Below are 22,420 nucleotides of genomic sequence, written 5' to 3'. Positions count from 1 at the left end.
GGCTTCAGGGCTTCAGGGCTTCAGGGCCAGCGTGTCGCTCGTCTTCTTGTCGACGGCCTTCTCCGAGAAGGCCCAGGGCAGCAGTTCGCCCTTGGCCCACTTGTCCGTCTGGTCGGTGTAGTGGGCGCTGTAGGCGTGCCCGGAGGCGCCGGAGAGGTTGATCCACTTGGACTTGTCGAGGTCCCCGAGGTTCACGACCATCCGCATCGACGGCACCCAGACGACTCCATAGCCGCCCGCCGCGTTCCAGCCGGTCGCGTTGACCGTCGCCTCGCCGCCGCTGAGCTTCCAGGGGCCGCGGTTGAGCATGTACTTCAGGAACGCGGGACCGTCGGTGCCCAGGGTCTGGTTCTTCAGGAACAGGCGGTGCAGCCGGCCCCAGCTCCAGGTGTCGATGTCCTTGCCGAGCTTCGCGGTCAGCTCCCAGCGGGCGTCCTTCATGGCCCGCCCGAACAGCTCGTCACGGGTGTCGGTCGCCTTGTCGAGGCGGGTCTTGGGCGACTTCCACCAGTCGTTGTTCTCGTCGTCGATGATCTTGCGGACGACCTCGAACCAGCGGTCGCCACCGTCCGGCTGCGCCTGGTCCGCGTCGCGCTGACCGCACTCGCGGACCGACTGGTCCTCGTCCGCGGGACCGGTGGTGTCGACGGGGTCGACCCACAGGCACTGACCCTTGACCCGCAGCTCCTTGGGCAGCTTGTTGCCGAAGGCGAGCTTGAGGATGTTGCGCCAGGTCGCGTTGAAGTACGCGGCCGCGGCGGAGTCGGCGTCCTGGGTGTAGTCCCAGCCTTCGAGGAGCTTCTGCGCCTCGCGGACGTTCTTGTCGGCGACGTCGATCTTGAGCAGCTTGGGCACGATCAGCTTGGCGATCTCGCTGCTGTTGTCGAGCTGCATCTGGCGCATGTCGTCGGTCGAGATCTTGCCGCCGCCGTCGATCTTCGTCTTGATCAGATCGGTGATCCGCTGGCTGCGCGCCCCGTAGGCCCAGTCCGTGGTGAGCGTGTAGGGGTACTTGTCCGGGTCGACGACGGCCTGGTTGGCGGTCACGATGTAGCCGCGGCCCGGGTTGTACTCGTAGGGCAGCTCGGCCTGCTTGATGTAGCCGGTCCAGTTGTACTTGGGGTCCCAGCCCGGTGACGGGAGCGAGCCGTCGCCCTCGCCACGCGTCGGGATCCTGCCGGGCAGCTGGTAGCCGATGTTGCCCTTGGTGTCGGCGTAGACCAGGTTCTGCGAGGGCACGTCGAAGGACGCGGACGCCTTGCGGAACTCGTTCCAGTCCGACGCCTTGTCCATCTCGAAGACGGCGTCCATGGAGTTGCCGGGGTCCAGCGCGGTCCAGCGCAGCGAGATGCCGTAGCCGTCGCCGCGGTCGGGCGCCGCGGGGTCGACGGTGGCCTTCTTGCCGACCTTGACGAGTTCGTCATCGCGGTCGGACAGCAGGGGCCCGTTGTTGGTCTCCCGGACGACGATCTTCTTGGACGCGCCACCCGCGACCTTGATCGTCTCCTTGCGGGTCGTGAAGGGCAGCACCTTGCCGCCGTACTGGTAGCCGTCGCCGGTGAGCTTCTCCAGGTAGAGGTCGGTGACGTCGACCCCGGAGTTGGTCATGCCCCAGGCGATGTCCTGGTTGTGGCCGATGACCACACCGGGCATGCCCGCGAAGGTGTAGCCGGAGACGTCGTACTGGCACTTGCTGGAGACGCTGGTGCAGTGCAGGCCCATCTGGTACCAGACCGACGGCAGCGAGGGAGACAGGTGCGGATCGTTGGCCAGCAGGGGCTTGCCGGTGATGGTGTGCGTGCCGTCGACGACCCAGGAGTTGGAGCCGATGCCGTTGCCGTTCACGCCGACGGCGGTGGGCAGATCGTCGAGGACGTTGTAGAGCCCCGACAGCTGGCTCTGCAGGCCGGAGCCGGAAGGTGCCGTGGCGTTGTCCGTGAGCCCGGTGCCCGTCGTGGAGGTCGAGGAGACCGTGCTGGAGCCGGACCGGACGTACGTCTTGGTGACGCTGTCGTACTCGCCCTCCTGGACGATCGCCTTGTTCCGGCTGTACGGGTAGTCCGGGTACAGGTCGGCGATCTGCTTCGGGCCGAGACGGCTCGTCATCAGGGAGCGGTCGATCTCTTCCTGCATGTTGCCGCGCAGGTCCCAGGCCATCGCCTTGAGCCAGGCCACCGAGTCGACCGGGGTCCACTCCTGGGGCTCGTAGTCGTTGGTGAAACCAAGGGCCGCGTACTCCAGGGAGATGTCCTTGCCGTCCTTGCCCTTCAGGTAGGCGTTGACTCCCTTGGCGTACGCCTGGAGGTACTTCTTCGTGGAGGCCGACAGCTTGGTGTCGTACTCCTTCTTCGCCACCCGGTCCCAGCCCAGGGTCCGCAGGAACTCGTCGTTCTTGACCTGGCCCTTGCCGAACATCTCGGAGAGCCGGCCCGAGGTCATGTGGCGGCGCACGTCCATCTCGTAGAACCGGTCCTGCGCCTGGACGAAGCCCTGCGCCATGAACAGGTCCTCGTCGGAGGAGGCGTAGATCTGCGGGATGCCGTAACCGTCGCGCTTCACGTCGACGGGTCCCGACAGGCCGTCCAGCGTGATGGAGCCCTTGGTCTGCGGGAAGGAGGCGCGGACGGTGCTGATGCTCCAGTACGCGCCGAAGGCGACGCCTCCGATGAGGGCCAGGACCAGGACAATCAAGAACAGTCGGGCTTTGCGCCCCTTCTTCCTGCCGGACTTGCCCGGCTTTTGGCCGGAAGAGGCGGTGGTGTTGGGGGGCATCGCTGTCCTTGCTGTCCTAACGCGAGCGGCAGGCGGTCCTGGAGTGCTGGAGCAACCATAGGCGCAGGGCCTACTGCGCCTTGACGCGGAGTCGGGTACCCGAGCGCACGGGAGTTCGATCTTGCCCAATGAAGCGTCAAGAAAGCGTCAAGAATTAGGTAAGGTAACGAAGTACTTGGACTGACGTACCAACGTCCGGCGTTCGGATCGACGTGTTCGGATCCCGTGCCCGGATCGGCGAGAAGGGAACAGCCGCTGACTGTCCACCACCTCAACCAGCTCCTGCTCGTGTGCTCGCTCGTCCTGCTCGTCGCGGTGGCAGCGGTTCGGATCTCTTCGCGCAGCGGGCTCCCCAGCCTGCTCGTATACCTGGGCATCGGCATCGCGATGGGCCAGGACGGAATCGGCGACATCCGCTTCAACAATGCCGAGCTGACCCAGGTCATCGGGTACGCGGCCCTGGTCGTGATCCTGGCCGAGGGCGGCCTCGGGACGAAGTGGAAGGAGATCAAGCCGGTGCTTCCGGCTGCCTCCTCCCTGGCACTGGTCGGCGTCGCCATGAGCGTCGGCATCACGGCCACGGGCGCGCACTACCTCATCGGACTCGAGTGGCGCCAGGCGCTCATCATCGGTGCGGTGGTGTCCTCGACGGACGCGGCGGCGGTCTTCTCGGTGCTGCGGAAAATCCCCCTCCCCGCGCGCGTGACGGGCGTTCTGGAGGCCGAGTCGGGCTTCAACGACGCTCCGGTGGTCATCCTCGTCGTCGCGTTCTCCACGGCCGGCCCGGTCGAGGACTGGTACGCGCTGCTGGGCGAGATAGCCCTGGAGCTCACCATCGGCGCGGCCATCGGCATCGCGGTGGGCTTCCTCGGCTCCTACGGGCTGCGGCATGTGGCACTGCCCGCCTCCGGCCTCTACCCGATCGCCGTGATGGCGATCGCGGTCGTCGCCTACGCCGCCGGGGCGCTCGCCCACGGCAGCGGCTTCCTCGCGGTGTATCTGGCCTCGATGCTGCTCGGCAACGCCAAGCTGCCGCACTGGCCCGCCACACGCGGCTTCGCCGACGGTCTCGGCTGGATCGCCCAGATCGGCATGTTCGTCCTGCTCGGTCTGCTGGTCACGCCCCACGGGATGGGCAACGACATCTGGCCCGCCGTCGTGATCGGCCTCGTGCTGACCATGGTGGCGCGTCCGCTGAGCGTCGTCGTGAGCCTGCTGCCGTTCCGCATACCGTGGCAGGAGCAGACGCTGATGTCCTGGGCGGGGCTGCGCGGCGCCGTGCCCATCATTCTGGCGACGATCCCGATGGTGAACGGCGTCGAGGAAAGCCGCCGGATCTTCAACATCGTCTTCGTCCTGGTCGTCGTCTACACCCTCGTCCAGGGACCCACATTGCCCTGGCTGGCTCGCAAGCTGCGTCTCGGCGAGCCCTCGGAGGCCGCCGATCTGGGCATCGAGTCGGCACCCCTGGAGCGGCTGCGCGGCCATCTGCTGTCCGTCGCGATCCCCGTGGGGTCGCGGATGCACGGCGTCGAGGTCAACGAGCTGCGGCTGCCCGCGGGCGCCGCCGTCACGCTCGTCGTGCGGGAGGGGAAGTCCTTCGTGCCGCTGCCCACGACCGTGCTGCGCAACGGCGACGAGCTGCTCGTAGTGGCCACCGATCCGGTCCGGGACGCGGCCGAGAAGCGGCTCCGAGCCGTGGCCCAGGGCGGCAAGCTGGCCGGCTGGCTGGGGACACCGGGGAACGGAACGGAACGGCAAACAGGACATTAAGGAGCGATGGGCATTCGCAGGCGAATGCCGCCATGGTGCTCGTTTTCACAGGCACCGACGCTTCCGCCCCTGTACGATGAAGGCGCACCTTGATCGAACCAACTCTGCCTGACGCAGAGCTGGCGCGACCGTATGGCGGCCGCGGTGCCCTCGCAGTGGGCGACCCGGTATCTACCGCAGTTCCGCGCAAGAGGACAGCTCTCGGCGCCCCCGCACGGGCGCGCTACCAGGCGGCAGAAAGGCACGGGCCGTGGCATCCACGGTCACCTCCCGCCCTGGGTACGGACAGCTGCTGCGCACCCGCGGCGCCTGGACGTTCCTGCTTCCCGGCTTCGCCGCACGCCAGCCGTTCGCGATGCTGACCATCTCCATCGTGCTGCTCGTGCAGCACACCACCGGCTCGTACGGAGCTGCCGGCGCCGTCGCCGCCGTCACCGGTGTCTCCATGGCGCTCTTCGCGCCCTTCACGGGGCGTCTCGCCGACCGCTACGGGCAGCGGGCCGTTCTGCTGCCCGGCGTCCTGGTGCACGCCCTGTCGGGCCTCTCCTTGACGGCGCTCGCGCTGACCGACGCCCCCTTGTGGGCGCTGTTCGTCGCCGCCGTACCGACCGGCGCCTCGGTGCCGCAGATCGGCCCCATGGTGCGTGCCCGATGGGGCGTGAAGCTGCAGGGCTCGCCCCTGATGACCACCGCGGCGGCCTTCGAGTCCGTCACGGACGAGCTGACCTTCGTGTTCGGCCCGCTGCTCGCCACTGCGCTGTGCACGGCCGTGGCCCCGTCCGCGGGTCTGCTCACCGAGGCTGCGCTGACCCTGATCGGCGGTCTCCTCTTCGCCGCGCAGAAGAGCACCCAGCCCACTGTCGCTCCCGCCGGGCACGCGCGCGTGCAGCACGGTTCCGCACTGCGGGTCCCCGGAGTGCGCGTTCTGATCGTCACCTTCCTCGGCATCGGCTCCGTCTTCGGCGGCATGCAGGTCTCCCTCGCCGCGTTCAGCGAGTCGATCGGCGAGCCGGGTCTGAACGGCGTCCTGTACGGCGTCTTCGCCGCGGGCAACATGCTCTCCGGCATCGTCTGCGGCGCCATCGCCTGGAAGGCGGCCCCGCAGCGACGGCTCGTCCTCGGGTACGCGGCCCTGGCGGTCGCCGCCTCAGGACTGTGGGCCGCCCACTCCGTGATCGTGCTCGCCGGAATCGGCCTCCTGGTCGGCATGTGCATCGCTCCGGCCCTGATCACCGGCTACACCCTGGTCGAGGGCCTGGTCCCGCAGGCCGCCCGCACCGAGGCCTTCACCTGGCTGACCGGCGCGGTCGCGCTCGGCCAGGCGGCGGCCGTCACGGTCGCCGGACAGCTGGAGGACCGCCTCTGGGACGGTGCCGGTTTCCTGGTGCCGATGGCCGGTACGGGACTGGCTCTGGTGACGCTGCTGACCCTGCGGTCACGGCTGGCGACCCGGGCACCGGGTCGCACCGTCGCACGTGGCGTCGGTCACCGAGTGCCGGTGACAGTGGACTGATCTCGCGGAATACGTCACTATGGACCGTCGTTAGCACTCACTGAGTGAGAGTGCCAGGAGGAAGACAAGTGCCGACCTACCAGTACCAGTGCACCGAGTGCGGCGAGGGCCTTGAGGCGGTGCAGAAGTTCACCGACGATGCCCTGACCGAGTGCCCCAACTGCGGTGGCCGCCTGAAGAAGGTGTTCTCGGCCGTCGGCATTGTCTTCAAGGGCTCCGGCTTCTACCGCAACGACAGCCGCGGCTCCTCGTCGAGCAACTCGCCGGCGTCGGCGAAGCCGTCGACCTCTTCTTCGTCGTCGACGTCCTCGTCGTCGACGTCCTCGTCGTCGACGTCCTCGTCGTCGACGTCCTCGTCTTCCTCGGACTCGAAGTCGTCGGGCACCGGCTCGTCCAGCAGCTCCGCCGCGTAACACTTCGTAAGGCCTGCCCTCATCATTCGCCGGGCCAGTTCTTACAGGACCCTGTCGTCGTCCGACGGCAGGGTCTTCGGCGTTCCCCGGCCCGGCTAGGGTGCGGACCATGGCGAACACGGAGAACGCACAGAGCCCGGACGGGGAACAGACGACGGCCGGAGCCGAGATCGGAGTCATCGGCGGCTCGGGCTTCTACTCCTTCCTGGACGACGTCACCGAGATACAGGTCGACACCCCCTACGGACCGCCCAGCGACTCCCTGTTCCTCGGCGAGATCGCCGGGCGACGGGTCGCCTTCCTCCCCCGCCACGGCCGCGGCCACCATCTGCCGCCGCACCGCATCAACTACCGGGCCAACCTGTGGGCACTGCGCTCCGTCGGCGCACGCCAGATCCTCGGGCCCTGCGCGGTGGGCGGACTGCGCCAGGAGTACGGGCCGGGAACGCTGCTCGTCCCGGACCAGGTGGTGGACCGTACGAAGTCGCGGACGCAGACGTACTTCGACGGGATGCCGCTGCCGGACGGCACCGTGCCGAACGTGGTGCATGTGTCACTGGCCGACCCGTACTGCCCCGTCGGGCGCAAGGTCGCCCTCGAGGCGGCGCGCGGGCGGGACTGGGAGCCGGTGGACGGCGGCACGCTCGTGGTGATCGAGGGGCCGCGGTTCTCCACCCGTGCCGAATCGCTCTGGCACCAGGCGCAGGGCTGGTCGGTGGTGGGCATGACCGGCCACCCCGAGGCCGCGCTCGCCCGCGAACTGGAGCTGTGCTACACGTCGTTGACTCTCGTCACCGACCTCGATGCGGGCGCCGAGACCGGCGAGGGCGTCTCGCACGACGAGGTGCTGAAGGTGTTCGCGGCCAATGTGGACCGGCTGCGGGACGTGCTCTTCGACGCGGTCGCGGGGTTGCCGGCGACCGGAACGCGGGACTGTCTGTGCACGACGGCACTTGGCGGGATGGATCCGGGGTTCACACTGCCGTAGCACCGCACGCAGGGAGGCGGAACTTCCCGTTCGAGTGAGGGAGTTGTCCACAACCCGTCGGTCGCCCACGGGCTCCGACGGGCTTCGCCGCGAGGCCTCATCGTGGGATCGCAAGCCGATCTCTCGTCGCAGGTGGTGGTCACCATGGCACAGCTCTCCCCTCTCGTACGCCCGCCCGGCACGGACGCGCCTCCGACCTGCGAGGTGCCGCACTTCGCTCCCGTCCGCGTGCGCGGCGGGCGCTGTCAGCTGCGGCGCCTCGCACGGCACAGGCGGCGCGCCGTGGCCGCGGGGCTCGCGGTCACGGCGGCGGCCCTCGTAGCGGCGGGCCCTCGTGACGCCGAGCGGACGCGCGGGCATCCGGCGGCCGGCTCCACCACCGCGTCCCCTCCCGTACGCGAGCGGCACGCGGTCGAGACCGTGACGGCGCCGGTGCGGATCTCCGACGGAGCCACGGTGCGGCTGTTGCGGCCGGGTGACCGGGTCGATGTCGTCGCGGCGGACAGTGGCGGCGAGGCCCGGGTGGTCGCGGCCGGGGCGCGGGTGACCGAGGTGCCGGATGTCGGCGCCACCGAGACCGGGGCGCTGGTCGTCCTCTCCGTCCCGCGGTCGACGGCGGCGCGGCTGGCCGGCGCGAGCGCCACCGCACGGCTGGCGGTGACGCTGTGCTGAGGGACGAATCGGTGTCAAATCCCACCTTCGAACTGTCGAATTGGACAGGTGCGCCAGACCCTGCCGTAGGTTGCGGAGCTGTTTGTTCCACAACTTGTGCGGAGGGGGCTCTTTGTGAGCGAGAAGAAGCAACCCGGTGTCTGGGACGGCTTCAAGGCCTTTCTGATGCGCGGCAACGTCGTCGATCTGGCCGTCGCGGTGGTCATCGGCGCGGCCTTCACCAACATCGTCAACTCGGTGGTGAAGGGCGTCATCAACCCGCTGGTGGGTGCGATCGGCACGAAGAACCTCGACAGCTACAGCTCCTGCCTCAAGAGCCCGTGCACCGGCAGCGGGGACAACGCGACGGGCATCCGGATCATGTGGGGCTCGGTGCTGGGCGCGACGCTCAGCTTCGTGATCACCGCGGCCGTCGTCTACTTCCTGATGGTCCTGCCGATGGCCAAGTACCTGGCACGGGTGGAGGCCCGCCGGAAGGCGAAGGAGGGCACGCAGGAGGTCATCGAGGTGACCGAGCTGGAGGTGCTGAAGGAGATCCGCGACGCCCTGGTGGCCCAGCGCGGTACGGGACACAGCCAGGACTGACGGCGGGGATCCGGGCCCGGGCCGAGAATCTCGAGGGCCGGGCCCGGAACCTCGCGGGCGGGGCACAGAACCCAAAAGGCCAGATGCAGACTCCCGCGGGACGAGCGCAGACGCGGATTTCCCAGAGCCGGGCTCAGATGTGGTGGGGCGGCTTCTCGTCGAGGAAGCGCTTCAGGTCGGCCGCGCTGTCGCCGCCGCTGTCGGCCCGCTCGCCCCACCCACGGTCCGTGTCGTCCGAGGACTGCTGGCTCAGCGGGTCGTCGAAGACCAGCGCCGACTTCGGATCGCGCGGTTCGGGGGCAGGGGCGGTACTCATGCGCCCAGAGTACGCCGAGGGGGTGCCGGCCCACTCCGGCCCGGCCGGCGGCCACGACGCACTCGCGGGCGCGGCGGGGCGGGTGGACGGCGGGGCAGACGGTGCTGCAGCCGGTGAATGGCCACAGCAGGAGTTCCCGGGAGTTTTCTGCTGTGCTTGGCCGTATGACGTCCAGTACCGCACCCGATTCCGCTCCCCCGCCCCGCCCGGCCCCGCGGCGGCCGCTGCGCAGATTGACCGCCCGGGAGCGGGAGGAGGCGCACCGGGTCGCGTCGCCGCTGGAGCTCTTCTTCGACCTGTGCTTCGTCGTGGCCATTGCCCAGGCGGGTGCCCAGCTGGTGCACTCCGTCGCCGCGGGACACGCGGGCGAGGGCATCCTCAACTACGCATTGGTCTTCTTCGCGATCTGGTGGGCCTGGATGAACTTCACCTGGTTCGCCTCGGCGTACGACAACGACGACGCGCTCTACCGGGTCGTCACACTGGTGCAGATCGCCGGTGTCCTGGTGCTCGCGGCCGGGGTGTCACGGGCTTTCGAGAACCACCAGTTCCTGCTCGTCTGGCTCGGGTACGCGATCATGCGGCTCGCGATGATCACGCAGTGGCTGCGGGTGGCGCTGTCCACCGACGGGGCCGAGAGAACCATGGCGCTGCGCTACGCGGGCGGCGTGCTGCTGTGCATGATCGGCTGGCTGGGGCTGCTCGTCCTGCCGGAGTCCGGCCGGCTCTGGGTGTTCCTGGTCATGGCGATCGCCGAGCTGTGCGTTCCGTTGTACGCGGAGAAGGCCTTCACCACGTCCTGGCATCCGCATCACATCTCCGAGCGGTACGGCCTGTTCACCATCATCGTGCTGGGCGAGACGATCGCCGCGGCCACGGTCGCCGTGAAGTCGAGTGTGGACGAGAACGACGCACTGGGCGAGCTGCTGCCGATCGCCGCGGGCGGGCTGCTGATCGTCTTCTCCGCCTGGTGGATCTACTTCGTAGTGCCGATCCACGGGCATCTGCGGTCGAGCAGTCAGGCGTTCCTCTGGGGGTACGGGCACTACCTGATCTTCGCGTCCGCCGCCGCGATCGGTGCGGGCCTGGAGGTCGCGGTCGAGCAGGCGGTCGGCAAGGCGCACATCTCGACACTCGAGGCGTCCGCCGCGGTGACGCTGCCGACGGCGCTTTACCTGCTCACGGTGTGGTTGCTGCACTCCCGCTACTTCAAGGTGGGCATCGCGCAGCAGCTCGTCCTGCCGACCACCGCGTTGCTGGTCATCCTGTGCACGTTCCTGGGCACCTGGGCGGTACTCGCGGCGGGCATCGTCACGGGGCTGGCCGTGGCGGTCGGGGTGACATTGACGGCGCGGATGACCGTGCGACAAGGGGCGAGGACCGCTTAGGGGGTTTCTGATGGATCTCCGCGGCGTCGCGACGCCCGGAGTGGGCTGTTGATGCAGTCGCCCCCGCGACACCGACGAGGCGGTGAACGCCCGCATCAAGCGGCAAGAGGTGCTGTACGAGGTGGGCAAGAGCTTCCGCGTCCTCATCTGGGAGGGCGCCCTGCACGCCATCGTGTGCCCCCCGCCTCCCCCCAGGTGGGAACAGGGGCGGGGCGGCCACAGATGGGCCGCTCGCCGCTTGCCAGGCCTGGGCCGTCAAGCACATGCCGCCGCTGAGCCGTGCGTCCGAGGAACACTGGCGGCATGACAGTTGACGCTCTGACAGATGTGGCGGGCCTGCGGGTGGGGCACGCGACGCGCATCGGCGACGGTTGGCTCACCGGCACCACGGTGGTGCTCGCCCCCGAGGGCGGTGCGATCGCGGCCGTGGACGTACGCGGCGGCGGCCCTGGCACCAAGGAGACGGACGCGCTCGATCCGCGCAACCTCGTGCAGAAGGTCGAGGCGGTCGTGCTGACCGGCGGCAGCGCATATGGGCTGGACTCGGCGTCGGGCGTGATGGCCTGGCTGGAGGAGCGGGGACGTGGGGTGCGGGTGGGCCCCGACCCGGCGCACGTCGTGCCGGTCGTGCCCGCCGCCTGTGTCTTCGATCTGGGCCGCGGCGGCGACTTCCGGGCCAGGCCGGACGCGTCCACAGGACGGGCCGCGGTCGAGGCGGCGGACGCGAGTGAACCGGGCGCGCCGGTGCGCGAGGGGTGCGTGGGCGCCGGCACGGGGGCGACGATCGGGCGGATCAAGGGCGGGGTCGGGACGGCGAGCGCCGTGCTCGAGTCCGGGATCACGGTGGCGGCACTGGTGGTGGCCAACGCGGCGGGTTCGGCGATGGAACCGGAAACGGGGGCGCTGTACGGGGAGTTGCTGCGAGGACGCACGACGCTCCCGTCGGTGGAGGCGCACGAGGCGGCCAGGCGGCGGCTGGCCGAGGCGGCCGCGAGGAACGCTCCTCCCCCGCTGAACACGACGCTCGCCGTCGTCGCCACCGACGCCGAACTGACCCGCGCTCAGGCGCAGAAGCTTGCGGGCACGGCGCACGACGGGATCGCGCGCGCCGTGCGGCCGGTGCATCTCCTGAACGACGGGGACACGGTGTTCGCGCTGGCCACGGGCGCCCGGCCACTCGCCGCCGAGAGCCCCCTCGCGCTCAACGAGGTCCTCGCGGCGGGCGCGGACCTGGTGACACGCGCGATCGTCCGGGCCGTGCGTGCGGCCGAGCCGGTGGACGGGCCGGGCGGGATGTGGCCGTCGTACGGGGAGCTTTACGGGGGCGTCTAGTTGGGGGCGGGGGGCGAGGGTGGGGGGAGGGGAGGGGGGAGGGGAGGCCCCCCAGGGGCGATTGTCCCGGTTCTGTCACGTGATGGCGTGCAGAGCGCGCCGAGGGGAACCCATCCCGCCTCGGCTCGCTCTTTCTCCACGCACCGGAGCGGATCACGCACATCACAAGAACTGGGAGCATCTCGTGACAACGCCGAACACAACAGCGCGGCGCGCACTGGGGGCCTGTGCCGCCCTGATGGTCGGCGCCCTCACCCTCACCGCCTGCGGCGGCAATGCCAATGCCGACAGCAACAGCGGCAAGGACAGCCAGGACGCGGCCAAGACGTCAACGGCGAAGATCGCCATCTCGGCCAAGGACGGTTCGACAGGCGCGTCCATCAACGCGACCGGGGTGAAGGTCAGCGACGGCAGGCTGGCCGACGTGAAGATGACGGTGGCCGGGACCGGGACGGCCGTACCCGGGGCGATATCCGCGAACGGCAGCTCCTGGAAGCCGAAGGAGCAGCTGGAGCGGGGAACGAAGTATCAGATCTCGGTGACCGCGAAGGACGCGAAGGGGCGGACCTCCGCCGCCAACTCGATCTTCACGACGGTCTCTTCGAGCAACAGCTTCATCGGTACGTACACGCCCGACAATGGCGCCACGGTCGGCGTCGGCATGCCGGTTTCCTTCAACTTCGACAAGGCGATCAGCGACAAGAAGGCCGTGCAGTCGCACATCACGGTCAGCTCGAGCAGCGGACAGCAGGTGGTGGGGCACTGGTTCGGGGCGGACCGGCTCGACTTCCGGCCCGAGGAGTACTGGAAGGCCGGGTCCAAGGTCACGATGAAGATCGACCTGGACGGGGTGGAGGGCGCGAACGGCGTCTACGGCGTGCAGAAGAAGACGGTCACCTTCACCATCGGGCGCTCCCAGGTGTCCACGGTCGACGTGAACACGCAGACCATGACGGTGGTACGGGACGGCAAGACGCTCAAAACGGTTCCGATCTCGGCGGGCAGCCCGCAGCACACCACGTACAACGGGCAGATGGTGATCTCGGAGAAGTTCGTCCAGACGCGGATGAACGGCTCGACGGTCGGCTACGGCGGCGAGTACGACATCCCGGATGTGCCGCATGCGATGCGGCTGACGTCGTCGGGGACGTTCATCCACGGCAACTACTGGTACAACAAGGGCAATCCGCCCTTCGGCCGGCAGGGCACCAGCCACGGCTGTGTGGGCCTCGCCGATGCGCAGGGCGCACAGGGGGACACGACGGCCAAGTGGTTCTACGACAACTCCCTCATCGGGGACGTCGTGACGGTCAAGAACTCGCCGGACAAGACGGTCGCACCGGAGAACGGGCTCAACGGCTGGAACATGCCGTGGAGCGCGTGGACCGCCGGAAGTGCCGTCTGACGAGGGCCTTTTGACGCCCGGGCGGGCCGCGTGGGAACTTGCCGCGCGGCCCGCCCGTTTTCCGTCCGTACGTTTTCTCGGTTCGCGGACATGATGTCCGACCGAGGGGCTACGGTATGCACCCACAAGGTGACATGCAGCAACGCCGGGAGAAACCTTGAGCGTTCCGTACGAGACAGCAGCGTACGAACCACCCGAGTCGCCCGAGTCTCCGGAGGAGCATCTCGCGCGACTCCTCGGTCGCGCCCTGAACTCCTTCGAGCTGCCCGACGAGACGATAAGGCGGCTCGACTGCGCGCTGGCGCACGACAGTTCGCTGCACTCCGCGCACCACAGCGCGGGGCTGCACCGGGAGACGTACCGGCACACCTGGCTGCTCGCCGACGGCTCGGCGGTCACGCTGTGGGAGCTCGTGCACAACACGGCGCCGGGCAGCGAACCGCAGCATGAGGTGTATGTCGACGAGGAGGAGCTGCGCGCCGCGACGGCCAGGCTCCCCCTGCCGCCGGACGCCCCGGACTTCGAACTGCCCGTGCTGGTACAGCTGTCGCCGATCCCCGAGCCGCGTCACACGTATGTGCCCGACGATTCGGCCGACCACGCGCGCCGACTGCTGCGACGGGCGGAGAACCCGGACCGGCCGGGGGCCGACATCACGTCGCTCCTGCTGCGTGAGGCGTCCGCGCATCAGATCACTCAGGCCTTCGGGCGCCCGTGCCGCGCGGGGCAGGCGGGGCTGTGCTTCTCGCTCTACGAGCACGCGTTCCTGCTGCGCGACGGGCGGGAGATTTCCCTGTGGGAGGTCGAGCACACGGCGACGCCGGACCGACGTCATATGTGCGAGGTGTACGCGACGGAGGACGCGGCGCGGGACGCGATGGAACGGCGCGCGGCTCGGCTCGGCTGACACGGCCGTACGCCCCGCACTGCCGTAGGCCCCGCACCGCCGTGCACGTCCGCACCGTCGTGCACCCCAGGCATCGCGACGTCCCCCCGCACTGCCGTGCGCCCCACGCATCGAGACGAGCCCCGCGGCCCACATGCTGTCGGCGCGGCGCCCGGTGCCCCGCGCCGCCGCCCGCTACCGGCGGCGGCTGTCGCTGAACCGGCGTACCAGGCCGGCGAAAGCGGCGTGCTCCTCCGGGGTGAGTTCCACGGAGTCCGTGGCGGGGCCGGACCGGCGCTGGTCGGGCACGGCGCGGAGCATGTCACGGTGGCGCCGCGCCGCGGCCTCGAAGCGGTGCCGACGCCGGAGGCGTCCCAGGCCGACGAGGCAGATGGCGGTCACCAGGGCGAGGACGGGCAGGCCCACCAACTGGAACATCGACACGTGCTCAGGCATACGCCCCAGTAGACACCACGGTCCGGGACCATGGCCCCGGACCGTGACGCATCTCGCAGATGCGGTGAACACCTCACAGGCGCCCTAAAGGGGCAGGCGTTCGACCGTTCAGGCCGCCACCGGCTCCTTCGAGTTGGCCTTGGCCGATATCGCGGCGTCCGCGACCTCCGTGACGGCGCCCGCCGGGGCCGGCTTGCGCATGCCCTTCAGGACGACCACCAGGGCGGTGGTGACACAGACACCGGCCGCGATGGCGATCAGGTAGAGGAACGGGTTGCCGATCAGCGGGACCACGAAGATGCCGCCGTGCGGGGCGCGCAGCGTGGCGCCGAAGGCCATCGACAGGGCGCCGGTGACCGCGCCGCCCACCATGGAGGAGGGGATGACGCGCAGCGGGTCGGCGGCCGCGAACGGGATCGCGCCCTCCGAGATGAAGGAGGCGCCGAGGACCCAGGCCGCCTTGCCGTTCTCGCGCTCGGTCTGGGTGAAGAGCCTGCCGCGCACGGTCGTCGCCAGCGCCATGGCGAGCGGCGGGACCATACCGGCCGCCATCACCGCGGCCATGATCTTCATGGCCGAGTCGCTGGGGCTCGCGACCGCGATACCGGCGGTGGCGAAGGTGTACGCGACCTTGTTGACCGGGCCGCCGAGGTCGAAGCACATCATCAGGCCGAGCAGCATGCCGAGCAGGATGGCGTTGGTGCCGGTGAGGCCGTTCAGCCAGTCGGTCATGCCCTTCTGGGCGGAGGCGATGGGCTTGCCGATCACCACGAACATCAGGAATCCGACGATCGCCGCGGAGATGAGTGGGATCACCACCACCGGCATGATGCCGCGCAACGCCGCCGGGATCTTGACCTTCTGGATTCCGATCACCACACCACCGGCGATGAGACCGGCGGCCAGACCGCCGAGGAAGCCCGCGTTGATGGTGAGGGAGATCGCGCCGCCGACGAAGCCGGGCACGAGGCCTGGCCGGTCGGCCATGCCGTAGGCGATGTAGCCGGCCAGGACCGGGACGAGGAAGCCGAAGGAGACGACGCCGATCTGGAAGAACAGCGCGCCCCAGCTGTCCGCCTGGGTCCACAGGAAGTGGTCCATGACCGACGGCGCCTTGTTGATCTTGTAGCCGCCGATCGCGAAGCCGAGGGCGATCAGCAGACCGCCCGCCGCGACGAACGGGACCATGTAACTCACGCCGGACATCAGCCACTTGCGGAGCTTGGTGCCGTAGCCCTCGCCGGACTCGCCGGCGCGCTCCACGGGTGTGCCGGGGGCGGAGCCCGCGGTCACCTCACCGCGTGCGGCCTTGTCCCGCACCTCGGAGATCAGTTGGGCGGGCTTATTGATGCCCGCCTTCACGCCGACGTCGACCGTCGGCTTGCCGGCGAAGCGGTCCTTGTCCCGAACCGGTACGTCGTGCGCGAAGATCACGCCGTCCGCGGAGGCGATGACCGCCGGGTCGAGCCGGGTGAAGCCGGCCGACCCCTGCGTCTCGACGGCCACCTCGACGCCCGCCTCGCGGCCCGCGTTCTCCAGTGACTCGGCCGCCATGTAGGTGTGCGCGATGCCGGTGGGGCAGGAGGTGACGGCGACGATACGGAACGGCCGCGCGCCCTCCGTGTCGGTGGCGCCCGGTGCCGGGGCGGTTCCGTCCTCGACGGTCGCGCCCGGCACCGGGGCCTGGCCGTCCGTGACGGTGCCGGCGGAGGCCGCCGCATTCGACACCGTCGCGGAGTCCTCGGGGGCGGCCGGGGCCGCGGCTGTCGGGGGCTCGTCCCCGCGGATGAGCGCTGCCGCGGCCGCCGCGTCGTCCACGGCCCGCAGCGCGGAGGTGAACTCGGCGTTCATCAGCTGGCGGGCGAGGGACGACAGGATCGTGAGGTGGGCGTCGTCCGCGCCGGCCGGGGCGGCGATCAGGAAGATCAGGTCGGCGGGCCCGTCCGGCGCGCCGAAGTCGATCCCGGCCGCGCTGCGTCCGAAGGCGAGCGTCGGCTCGGTGACGTGTTCGCTCCGGCAGTGCGGAATGCCGATGCCGCCGTCCAGACCGGTCGGCATCTGGGCCTCGCGGGCGGCCACGTCGGCGAGGAAGCCGTCGAGGTCGGTGACCCGACCCTTGGCGACCATGCGCTCGGCGAGGGCGCGCGCCGCCGCTTCCTTCGTATCGGCGGACAGGTCGAGGTCGACCAGGTCCGCGGTGGTCATCTCGCTCATCGCGGGCTCCTTCGCACGCGTATCGCCCGGGGAGAGGTGTGGGCGGGGGTGGGGACGGGGGTGACAGGGGTGAGAGGGGTGGGTGGAGTGGTGCGGTGAGTGGAGGAGGCGGGGCCGGGGAAACCCCGCCTCTCCTCGGCGGCGGGACCGGGGGGATCCCACCTCCGTATGGCTGCGGCGGGGAAGGGGAGACCCCGCCGCTTCAGGGCCGGTTCAGGGGGCGTACGGGGCGGGCGTGCCGCCGGGCTCACCGGACCCGTACGCGATCCGGCGTGCATGGCGCGCATGCCGTGGGGAATCGATCCACGGGCACCTCGGCGCAGCGATCCACGCACGTCGTGGGGAATCGATCCACGGGCACCCCGGCACAGCGATCCGCGCACGCCGTGGGGAATCGATCCGCGCGCGCCGCGGTAAAGCGATCCGGTGTTCATGACACGGGCTCCGTGAGTACGAGGTCCACCGGGACCTGCGACGTGACGGTCACGGCGGAGGGGTCGAGGTCGGCCGGGCCCGGCATCACGCTGCCGGGGAGTTGGACGGCCGCGGCGCCGTGGGCGACGGCGGAGGCCAGGGCCTCGGGGCCGTTGCCTCCGGCGATGAGGAAGCCGGCGAGCGAGGAGTCACCGGCGCCCACGTTGCTGCGTACGACGTCGACGCGTGCGCTGCCGAACCAGGCACCCGTCGCATCCACGAGCAACTGCCCGTCCGCGCCGAGACTCGCGAGCACGGCGCGCGCGCCCAGCTCGCGCAACTCCTCGGCCGCCTTCACCGCGTCGCCCACCGTCGCGAGGGGGCGCCCGACGGCCTCCGCGAGCTCCTCCGCGTTGGGCTTCACCACGTCGGGCCGCTCGCGCAACGCCGCGAGCAACGCCGGGCCCGAGGTGTCCAGCGCGATCCGGGCGCCCGCCGCGTGCGCGCGGGCGACGAGATCGGCGTACCAGGACGGGGCGAGCCCGCGCGGCAGGCTGCCGCAGCAGGTGATCCAGTCGGTGTCGCCGACGCGGTACTGCTGCCGGACGGTCTCCAGGAGGAGTTCGGCCTCGGTGGCGGAGAGTTCGGGGCCGGGGGCGTTGATCTTCGTCAGGGTGCCGTCGGGTTCGGCGACCGAGATGTTCGATCGGGTGGCCCCGGCGACCGGGACCGGTGCGACCTCGATGCCCTGCGCGTCGAGCAGGTCGGCGACGAGTGCGCCGGGCGCACCACCCAGGGGCAGCACGGCGACTGTGCGCTGTCCGGCGGCCGCGACCGCGCGCGAGACATTCACGCCCTTGCCGCCCGGGTCCATGCGTTCGCCGGTGGCCCGGATGACCTCGCCGCGGGCGAGCGACGGGACCTCGTACGTACGGTCGAGGGACGGGTTGGGGGTGACGGTGAGGATCATGCGCACTCGTTTCTCAACACACGGCACTGTCGTGCCGCTCGGACAACGCGGCGCTTTCGCGCCGCTTGCCGCTCTACACACACAGCACTTCGGTGCCACCGCGTTCGATGGTGGCCGCGTCTTCGGGGCTCAGCCCCCGGTCGGTGATCAGCAGGTCCACATCGCTCAGGTCGCCGAAGCGGGCGAAGTGCTCCTGGCCGCTCTTGGAGGAGTCGGCGAGCAGCACCACACGGCGCGCGGCGCGCATGGTCGCGCGCTTGACGGCGGCCTCGGCGAGGTCGGGGGTGGTCAGTCCGTGGTCGGCGGAGAAGCCGTTGGCGGCGATGAACAGCACATCGGCGCGGATCTCGCCGTACGCACGCAGCGCCCAGGCGTCCACGGCGGCGCGCGTACGGTGCCGTACGCGCCCCCCGACGAGATGGAGCTGGATGCCGGGGTGGTCCGCGAGGCGGGCCGCGATCGGCAGGCTGTGGGTGACGACGGTGAGCGTCGCCTCCAGGGGCAGTGCCCCGGCGAGGCGGGCGATCGTCGAGCCCGCGTCCAGGATCACCGTGCCGTCGGTCGGCAGCTCGGCGACCGCGGCCTCGGCGATACGGTCCTTCTGGTCGGCCGCGGTGGACTCGCGCTCGGCGAGGTCGGGCTCGAAGTCCAGGCGCCCGGCCGGTATCGCACCACCGTGCACACGGCGTACGAGACCCGCGCGGTCCAGGGTCTTCAGGTCCCGGCGGATGGTCTCCGCGGTGACCTGGAACTCCTCCGCCAAGGACAGCACGTCCACCCGGCCGCCGTCACGGGCGAGCCGGAGGATCTCCTGCTGCCGCTCCGGTGCGTACATGTCCGTTCGCCTCCAGCTGATGCCCGAACCTGTGGTTTCAGTCGGAGGCTACGCCCGGATTTCCGGAAAGTAAACAGGTTCGGGCGCGATTCGGGCATGAACGGACTTTGAGCTGTGTCCGGCAACGAAAGATGCGCTGTGCCGGTGACGAAGCTGCGCCGGCAACGAAACCAGGGAACGAAAACAAGGAGGCCCGGCACCTGAGGTGCCGGGCCCTTCAGCGATGGCGCACAGACCTTCGGCCGTGGCCCACGGAACGAGCGCCGTGGCTCGCGAAACGAGCGCCGTGGCTCACGGAACGAGCGCCGTGGCTCACGGAACGAGCACCGGCTTCTCCTCCCCCTCGACTGCCTCGTCCTCGACCGCCTCGGGCTCGGCGGCCGCGCCCTCGACGTGCTGCGCCGGCTTCCTCGGCAGGGCGAACATCAGCAGGAAGATGACCGCCATCACCGCCGCGACCCAGCCCAGCGCGTACTGGAAGGCGTCCACGAAGGCGGGGCCCACCTGCGTCGGGGCCAGCCGGTCGCCGATCTTGCCGAAGAAAAGGACCGACACCAGCCCGAGTCCCAGCGCGTTGCCCATCTGCTGCACGGTGTTGATGAGCCCGGAGGCGGAACCGGAGTGCTCCCGCGGGACCTCCGACAGCACCGCGTCCGTCAGCGGGGCCACGATGAAGCCCATGCCCACGCCCATGACCACCAGCGGAAGCGCCATCTGCCAGGAGGCGATGGACATCCCGTACCGGTCGGACTCCCAGATGTAGAGCAGCACTCCGAGGGCCATGATCAGCGCGCCCGCCTGCAGCACCTTGCGTCCGAAGCGCGGCACCAGCAGCTGCACGGACATGCCCGCGGCCGCCGACACGGCGATCGAGAACGGCACCCCGGTCAGACCGGCCCGCAGCGGGCGCCAGCCGAGCCCCCTCTGCATGTACAGCGTCCAGACCAGGAAGAAGATGCCGAGCGCGACTCCGAAGACGGTCTGCACGGCGATGCCCGCCGCGAAGCTCTTCACCTTGAACAGGGAGAGCTCGACAAGAGGGGAACCGTCGATCCGCGTCTTCCGCTTCTCGTATGCCACCAGCGCCGCGAAGACGACGAGGGCGCCGGCCATCGACACGTACCCCCACAGCGGCCAGCCCAGCTCACGGCCGCGGGTCAGCGGGTAGATCAGCATCAGCATTCCGAGGGTGACCAGGGCGACGCCGACGAGGTCGAGCTTGAGGGCCTGCGGGGCCTTGGACTCGCTGATGAACCGGCGGCCCAGAATCAGCGCGGCCACCCCCACCGGCAGGTTGATGAGGAAGATCGGCCGCCACTCCAGGCCGAACAGGTTCCACTCGGTGAGCAGCGCGCCGAGCAGCGGACCGGACACCGCCCCCAGTCCTACGATCGCGCCGAAGAGGCCGAAGACCTTGCCCCGCTCGTGCGCCGGGAAGGTGGCGTGCACGATCGACAGCACCTGCGGCACCATCATCGCGGCCATTCCGCCCTGCAGGATGCGGGAGGCGACGAGCATCTCGGGGTTCGCGGCGAAGCCGCACAGGGCCGAGGCGATCGTGAAGCCGGCTATGCCGAGGAGGAAGAGTCGCTTGCGGCCGTGGATGTCGCCGAGCCGCCCACCGGTGATGAGCCCGGCGGCGAAGGCCAGCGCGTAGCCCGCCGTGATCCACTGGATCTGGCTGACCGAGGCGCCCGCGTCCTTCTGGATGGACGGGATCGCGATGTTGACGATCGTGACGTCGACCAGGTCCATGAAGGCCGCGGTCATCACGATGGCAAGGGCGAACCAGCGCCGCCGGTCGGCCGCGTCGGCCGGGCTGTCGGCCACATCGGCCGGGCCGCTGAGAGTGGTCTCGGAGGAGGTCATGTCTCAAAGCTAAGGCCCCAATAGGTCAGATCGTGTCCTAGTAGTGCGGCATCCTCGAACTCATGACAACGGACACACCGGCCCGGCTTCTCCAGCTCCTCTCCCTCCTCCAGACGCCCCGCGAGTGGCCCGGCGGCGAGCTCTCCGAGCGGCTCGGGGTGTCCCGTCGTACCGTCCGGCGGGACATCGACCGGCTCCGGGAGCTGGGGTATCCGGTGCAGGCGACCAAGGGGGCCGACGGCGGGTACCGGCTGGTGGCGGGGAAGGCGATGCCGCCACTCGTGCTCGACGACGAGGAGGCGGTGGCCATCGCGGTGGGGCTGCGGGCCGGCGCCGGGCACGCCGTCGAGGGTGTGGACGAGGCGTCGGTGCGGGCGCTGGCGAAGCTGGAACAGGTGCTGCCGTCCCGGCTGCGGCACCGCGTCGCCACACTCCAGGCCGCGACCACGCCGCTGACCAGCGGAGACGGGGCGAGTATCGCGCCCGAGACGCTGACCGTGATGGCGTCGTGCGTCGCCGGGCGGGAGCGGCTGCGGTTCGCGTACCGCTCCGGGGACGGGACGCCGTCGCGGCGGCTGACCGAGCCGTACCGGCTCGTCTCCACCGGCCGTCGCTGGTACCTCGTCGCGTACGACCTCGACCGCGAGGACTGGCGTACGTTCCGCGTCGACCGGGTTGCCGAGCCCTTCGCGACGGGTGCGCGGTTCACGCCGCGCGAGTTGCCGACGGGCAGCGCGGCGGAGTTTCTGCGGCAGTCGATGTTCCGACGGCAGCAGACGTACGAGTTCGAGGTCACCTTCGCCGCGCCCGCCGAGTTCGTCGCGGCGCGCCTGCCCGCCTGGCTCGGCGCGCCCGAGCCGATCGACGACCACAGCTGTCGGCTGCGTTCCTCCGCGGGCGACTCCGTCGAGTGGCTGGCGGTGCGGATAGCGATGGTCGACTGCGAGTTCGAGGTGCGGGAGCCGCCGGAACTGGTGGGCTATCTACGGGAGTTGGGGGGCCGCCTGACACGAGCGGCGGGCGGCGCGGACCAGGAGACGGGCCTCGCTACGCCGTGACGCACACGGGCTGAGACGCCTTGTACCGCCCGGACGAGCTGAGTGGGCGATGTCCTCGGAGCGGGCGGCCCCCAGACCGTTGCGCATGAAGAGCCCCGCCGCGGCCCGGGCGATCTCCATCCTGGTGGCCGCCTTGCGCCGCTCGATCAGCGAAAGACCGGCGCCGACCGCACGGCCGGCAGATGCTGAGGCAGATGGAGAGGCAGCGGCGAAAACCGCGGCGGAGGCGGAAACCGAGACTGAAGCCGGGACCGGTCGGCCGGAGGAGGCAGAGGCGGACGCAGAAGCAGAGGCGGAGACTGAGGTCGCTCGGCCGGCGGAGATGCGCACCACGCGTTCGGTACCGGTCACGGACGGCAGGTTATGCCTCTGTGGCAGAATCTGCCATCCGGGTCACCCCGGGGTTCAGGTTCGGGGTGGCCCGGCCACGACCTGCCCTCGAACAGGGGGCCGCGGGCCGCGAACCTGCCCCTCGGACAGCAGCCTGCCCCCGAACCCCCCGAACGCAAAATCGAGCCGGGCCCCGGCGCCAGGGGGGGGAAGGCGCCGGAGCCCGGCCCG

Annotated in this window: 18 protein-coding genes; 11 read left to right on the top strand and 7 right to left on the bottom strand. The window is 70.2% G+C overall.

Features of this window, described 5'->3' with window-relative positions; all coding sequences use genetic code 11:
* Positions 1 to 12: 12 nt before the first annotated feature.
* On the bottom strand, positions 13 to 2,772 hold the full coding sequence (locus IEY95_RS14580) for a penicillin acylase family protein (protein WP_189186402.1): 2,760 nt from the start codon (positions 2,770 to 2,772) through the stop codon (positions 13 to 15).
* Positions 2,773 to 2,997: 225 nt separating this feature from the next.
* Here IEY95_RS14580 and IEY95_RS14575 point away from each other — a divergent pair, with 225 nt between their 5' ends.
* The 6 genes from IEY95_RS14575 (at position 2,998) to mscL (ending at position 8,716) form a co-directional block, all read left to right on the top strand.
* A complete protein-coding gene (locus IEY95_RS14575; RefSeq protein WP_189186401.1) occupies positions 2,998 to 4,545 on the top strand; it encodes a potassium/proton antiporter in 1,548 nt (515 codons plus the stop codon).
* Positions 4,546 to 4,795: 250 nt separating this feature from the next.
* Positions 4,796 to 6,058 carry an MFS transporter gene (locus IEY95_RS14570; protein WP_189186400.1) on the top strand — a complete coding sequence of 421 codons (1,263 nt, stop codon included), beginning with the start codon at positions 4,796 to 4,798 and terminating at the stop codon, positions 6,056 to 6,058.
* A 68-nt stretch (positions 6,059 to 6,126) separates the two neighbouring features.
* A complete protein-coding gene (locus tag IEY95_RS14565) occupies positions 6,127 to 6,471 on the top strand; it encodes an FmdB family zinc ribbon protein (protein WP_189186399.1) in 345 nt (114 codons plus the stop codon).
* A 109-nt stretch (positions 6,472 to 6,580) separates the two neighbouring features.
* Entirely contained in the window at positions 6,581 to 7,459 is an 879-nt protein-coding gene (locus IEY95_RS14560) for an S-methyl-5'-thioadenosine phosphorylase (RefSeq protein ID WP_189186398.1), read from the top strand.
* A gap of 144 nt (positions 7,460 to 7,603) precedes the next feature.
* Positions 7,604 to 8,131 (top strand): CpaB family protein, encoded by a 528-nt coding sequence (locus IEY95_RS14555; protein WP_189186397.1) that lies wholly within the window; start codon positions 7,604 to 7,606, stop codon positions 8,129 to 8,131.
* Between the two features lie 114 nt (positions 8,132 to 8,245).
* Complete coding sequence (gene mscL, locus IEY95_RS14550) at positions 8,246 to 8,716, top strand: large conductance mechanosensitive channel protein MscL (RefSeq protein WP_189186396.1); 471 nt, start codon at positions 8,246 to 8,248, stop codon at positions 8,714 to 8,716.
* A gap of 133 nt (positions 8,717 to 8,849) precedes the next feature.
* Here mscL and IEY95_RS14545 read toward each other — a convergent pair whose 3' ends face one another.
* Positions 8,850 to 9,032 carry a hypothetical protein gene (locus IEY95_RS14545; RefSeq protein WP_189186395.1) on the bottom strand — a complete coding sequence of 61 codons (183 nt, stop codon included), beginning with the start codon at positions 9,030 to 9,032 and terminating at the stop codon, positions 8,850 to 8,852.
* A 164-nt stretch (positions 9,033 to 9,196) separates the two neighbouring features.
* Between IEY95_RS14545 and IEY95_RS14540 the strand changes: the two genes are divergently transcribed.
* The 4 genes from IEY95_RS14540 (at position 9,197) to IEY95_RS14525 (ending at position 14,064) form a co-directional block, all read left to right on the top strand.
* Entirely contained in the window at positions 9,197 to 10,420 is a 1,224-nt protein-coding gene (locus IEY95_RS14540) for a low temperature requirement protein A (RefSeq protein WP_189186394.1), read from the top strand.
* Between the two features lie 303 nt (positions 10,421 to 10,723).
* Positions 10,724 to 11,752, top strand: a complete 1,029-nt coding sequence (locus tag IEY95_RS14535; protein ID WP_189186393.1) for a P1 family peptidase — start codon at positions 10,724 to 10,726, stop codon at positions 11,750 to 11,752.
* Between the two features lie 238 nt (positions 11,753 to 11,990).
* The gene (locus tag IEY95_RS14530; protein ID WP_189186520.1) at positions 11,991 to 13,157 is read left to right on the top strand and encodes a L,D-transpeptidase; all 1,167 of its coding nucleotides are present in this window, start codon (positions 11,991 to 11,993) and stop codon (positions 13,155 to 13,157) included.
* A gap of 157 nt (positions 13,158 to 13,314) precedes the next feature.
* Positions 13,315 to 14,064, top strand: coding sequence for a DUF6227 family protein (locus IEY95_RS14525; RefSeq protein WP_189186392.1), 750 nt, complete (start codon positions 13,315 to 13,317; stop codon positions 14,062 to 14,064).
* Between the two features lie 174 nt (positions 14,065 to 14,238).
* On the opposite strand, the gene IEY95_RS14520 is transcribed toward IEY95_RS14525, so the two are convergent.
* The 5 genes from IEY95_RS14520 to IEY95_RS14500 all read right to left on the bottom strand — a co-directional run bounded on the left by IEY95_RS14520 (position 14,239) and on the right by IEY95_RS14500 (position 20,801).
* A complete protein-coding gene (locus IEY95_RS14520) occupies positions 14,239 to 14,499 on the bottom strand; it encodes a hypothetical protein (protein WP_189186391.1) in 261 nt (86 codons plus the stop codon).
* A 108-nt stretch (positions 14,500 to 14,607) separates the two neighbouring features.
* Positions 14,608 to 16,713 (bottom strand): PTS fructose transporter subunit IIABC, encoded by a 2,106-nt coding sequence (locus tag IEY95_RS14515; RefSeq protein ID WP_189186390.1) that lies wholly within the window; start codon positions 16,711 to 16,713, stop codon positions 14,608 to 14,610.
* 430 nt (positions 16,714 to 17,143) lie between these two features.
* Positions 17,144 to 18,097 carry a 1-phosphofructokinase gene (gene pfkB, locus IEY95_RS14510; RefSeq protein WP_189186389.1) on the bottom strand — a complete coding sequence of 318 codons (954 nt, stop codon included), beginning with the start codon at positions 18,095 to 18,097 and terminating at the stop codon, positions 17,144 to 17,146.
* Between the two features lie 73 nt (positions 18,098 to 18,170).
* The gene (locus IEY95_RS14505) at positions 18,171 to 18,932 is read right to left on the bottom strand and encodes a DeoR/GlpR family DNA-binding transcription regulator (protein ID WP_189186388.1); all 762 of its coding nucleotides are present in this window, start codon (positions 18,930 to 18,932) and stop codon (positions 18,171 to 18,173) included.
* Between the two features lie 312 nt (positions 18,933 to 19,244).
* The gene (locus IEY95_RS14500) at positions 19,245 to 20,801 is read right to left on the bottom strand and encodes an MFS transporter (protein ID WP_189186387.1); all 1,557 of its coding nucleotides are present in this window, start codon (positions 20,799 to 20,801) and stop codon (positions 19,245 to 19,247) included.
* A gap of 62 nt (positions 20,802 to 20,863) precedes the next feature.
* Between IEY95_RS14500 and IEY95_RS14495 the strand changes: the two genes are divergently transcribed.
* Positions 20,864 to 21,859 (top strand): helix-turn-helix transcriptional regulator, encoded by a 996-nt coding sequence (locus IEY95_RS14495; RefSeq protein ID WP_189186386.1) that lies wholly within the window; start codon positions 20,864 to 20,866, stop codon positions 21,857 to 21,859.
* Positions 21,860 to 22,420 lie beyond the last annotated feature (561 nt).

Origin of the sequence: Streptomyces albiflavescens, assembly GCF_014645835.1 — a bacterium.
Lineage (GTDB): Bacteria > Actinomycetota > Actinomycetes > Streptomycetales > Streptomycetaceae > Streptomyces > Streptomyces albiflavescens.
Note: the sequence above shows the minus strand (reverse complement) of the source record. Positions and strands in the feature narration are given on the sequence as shown.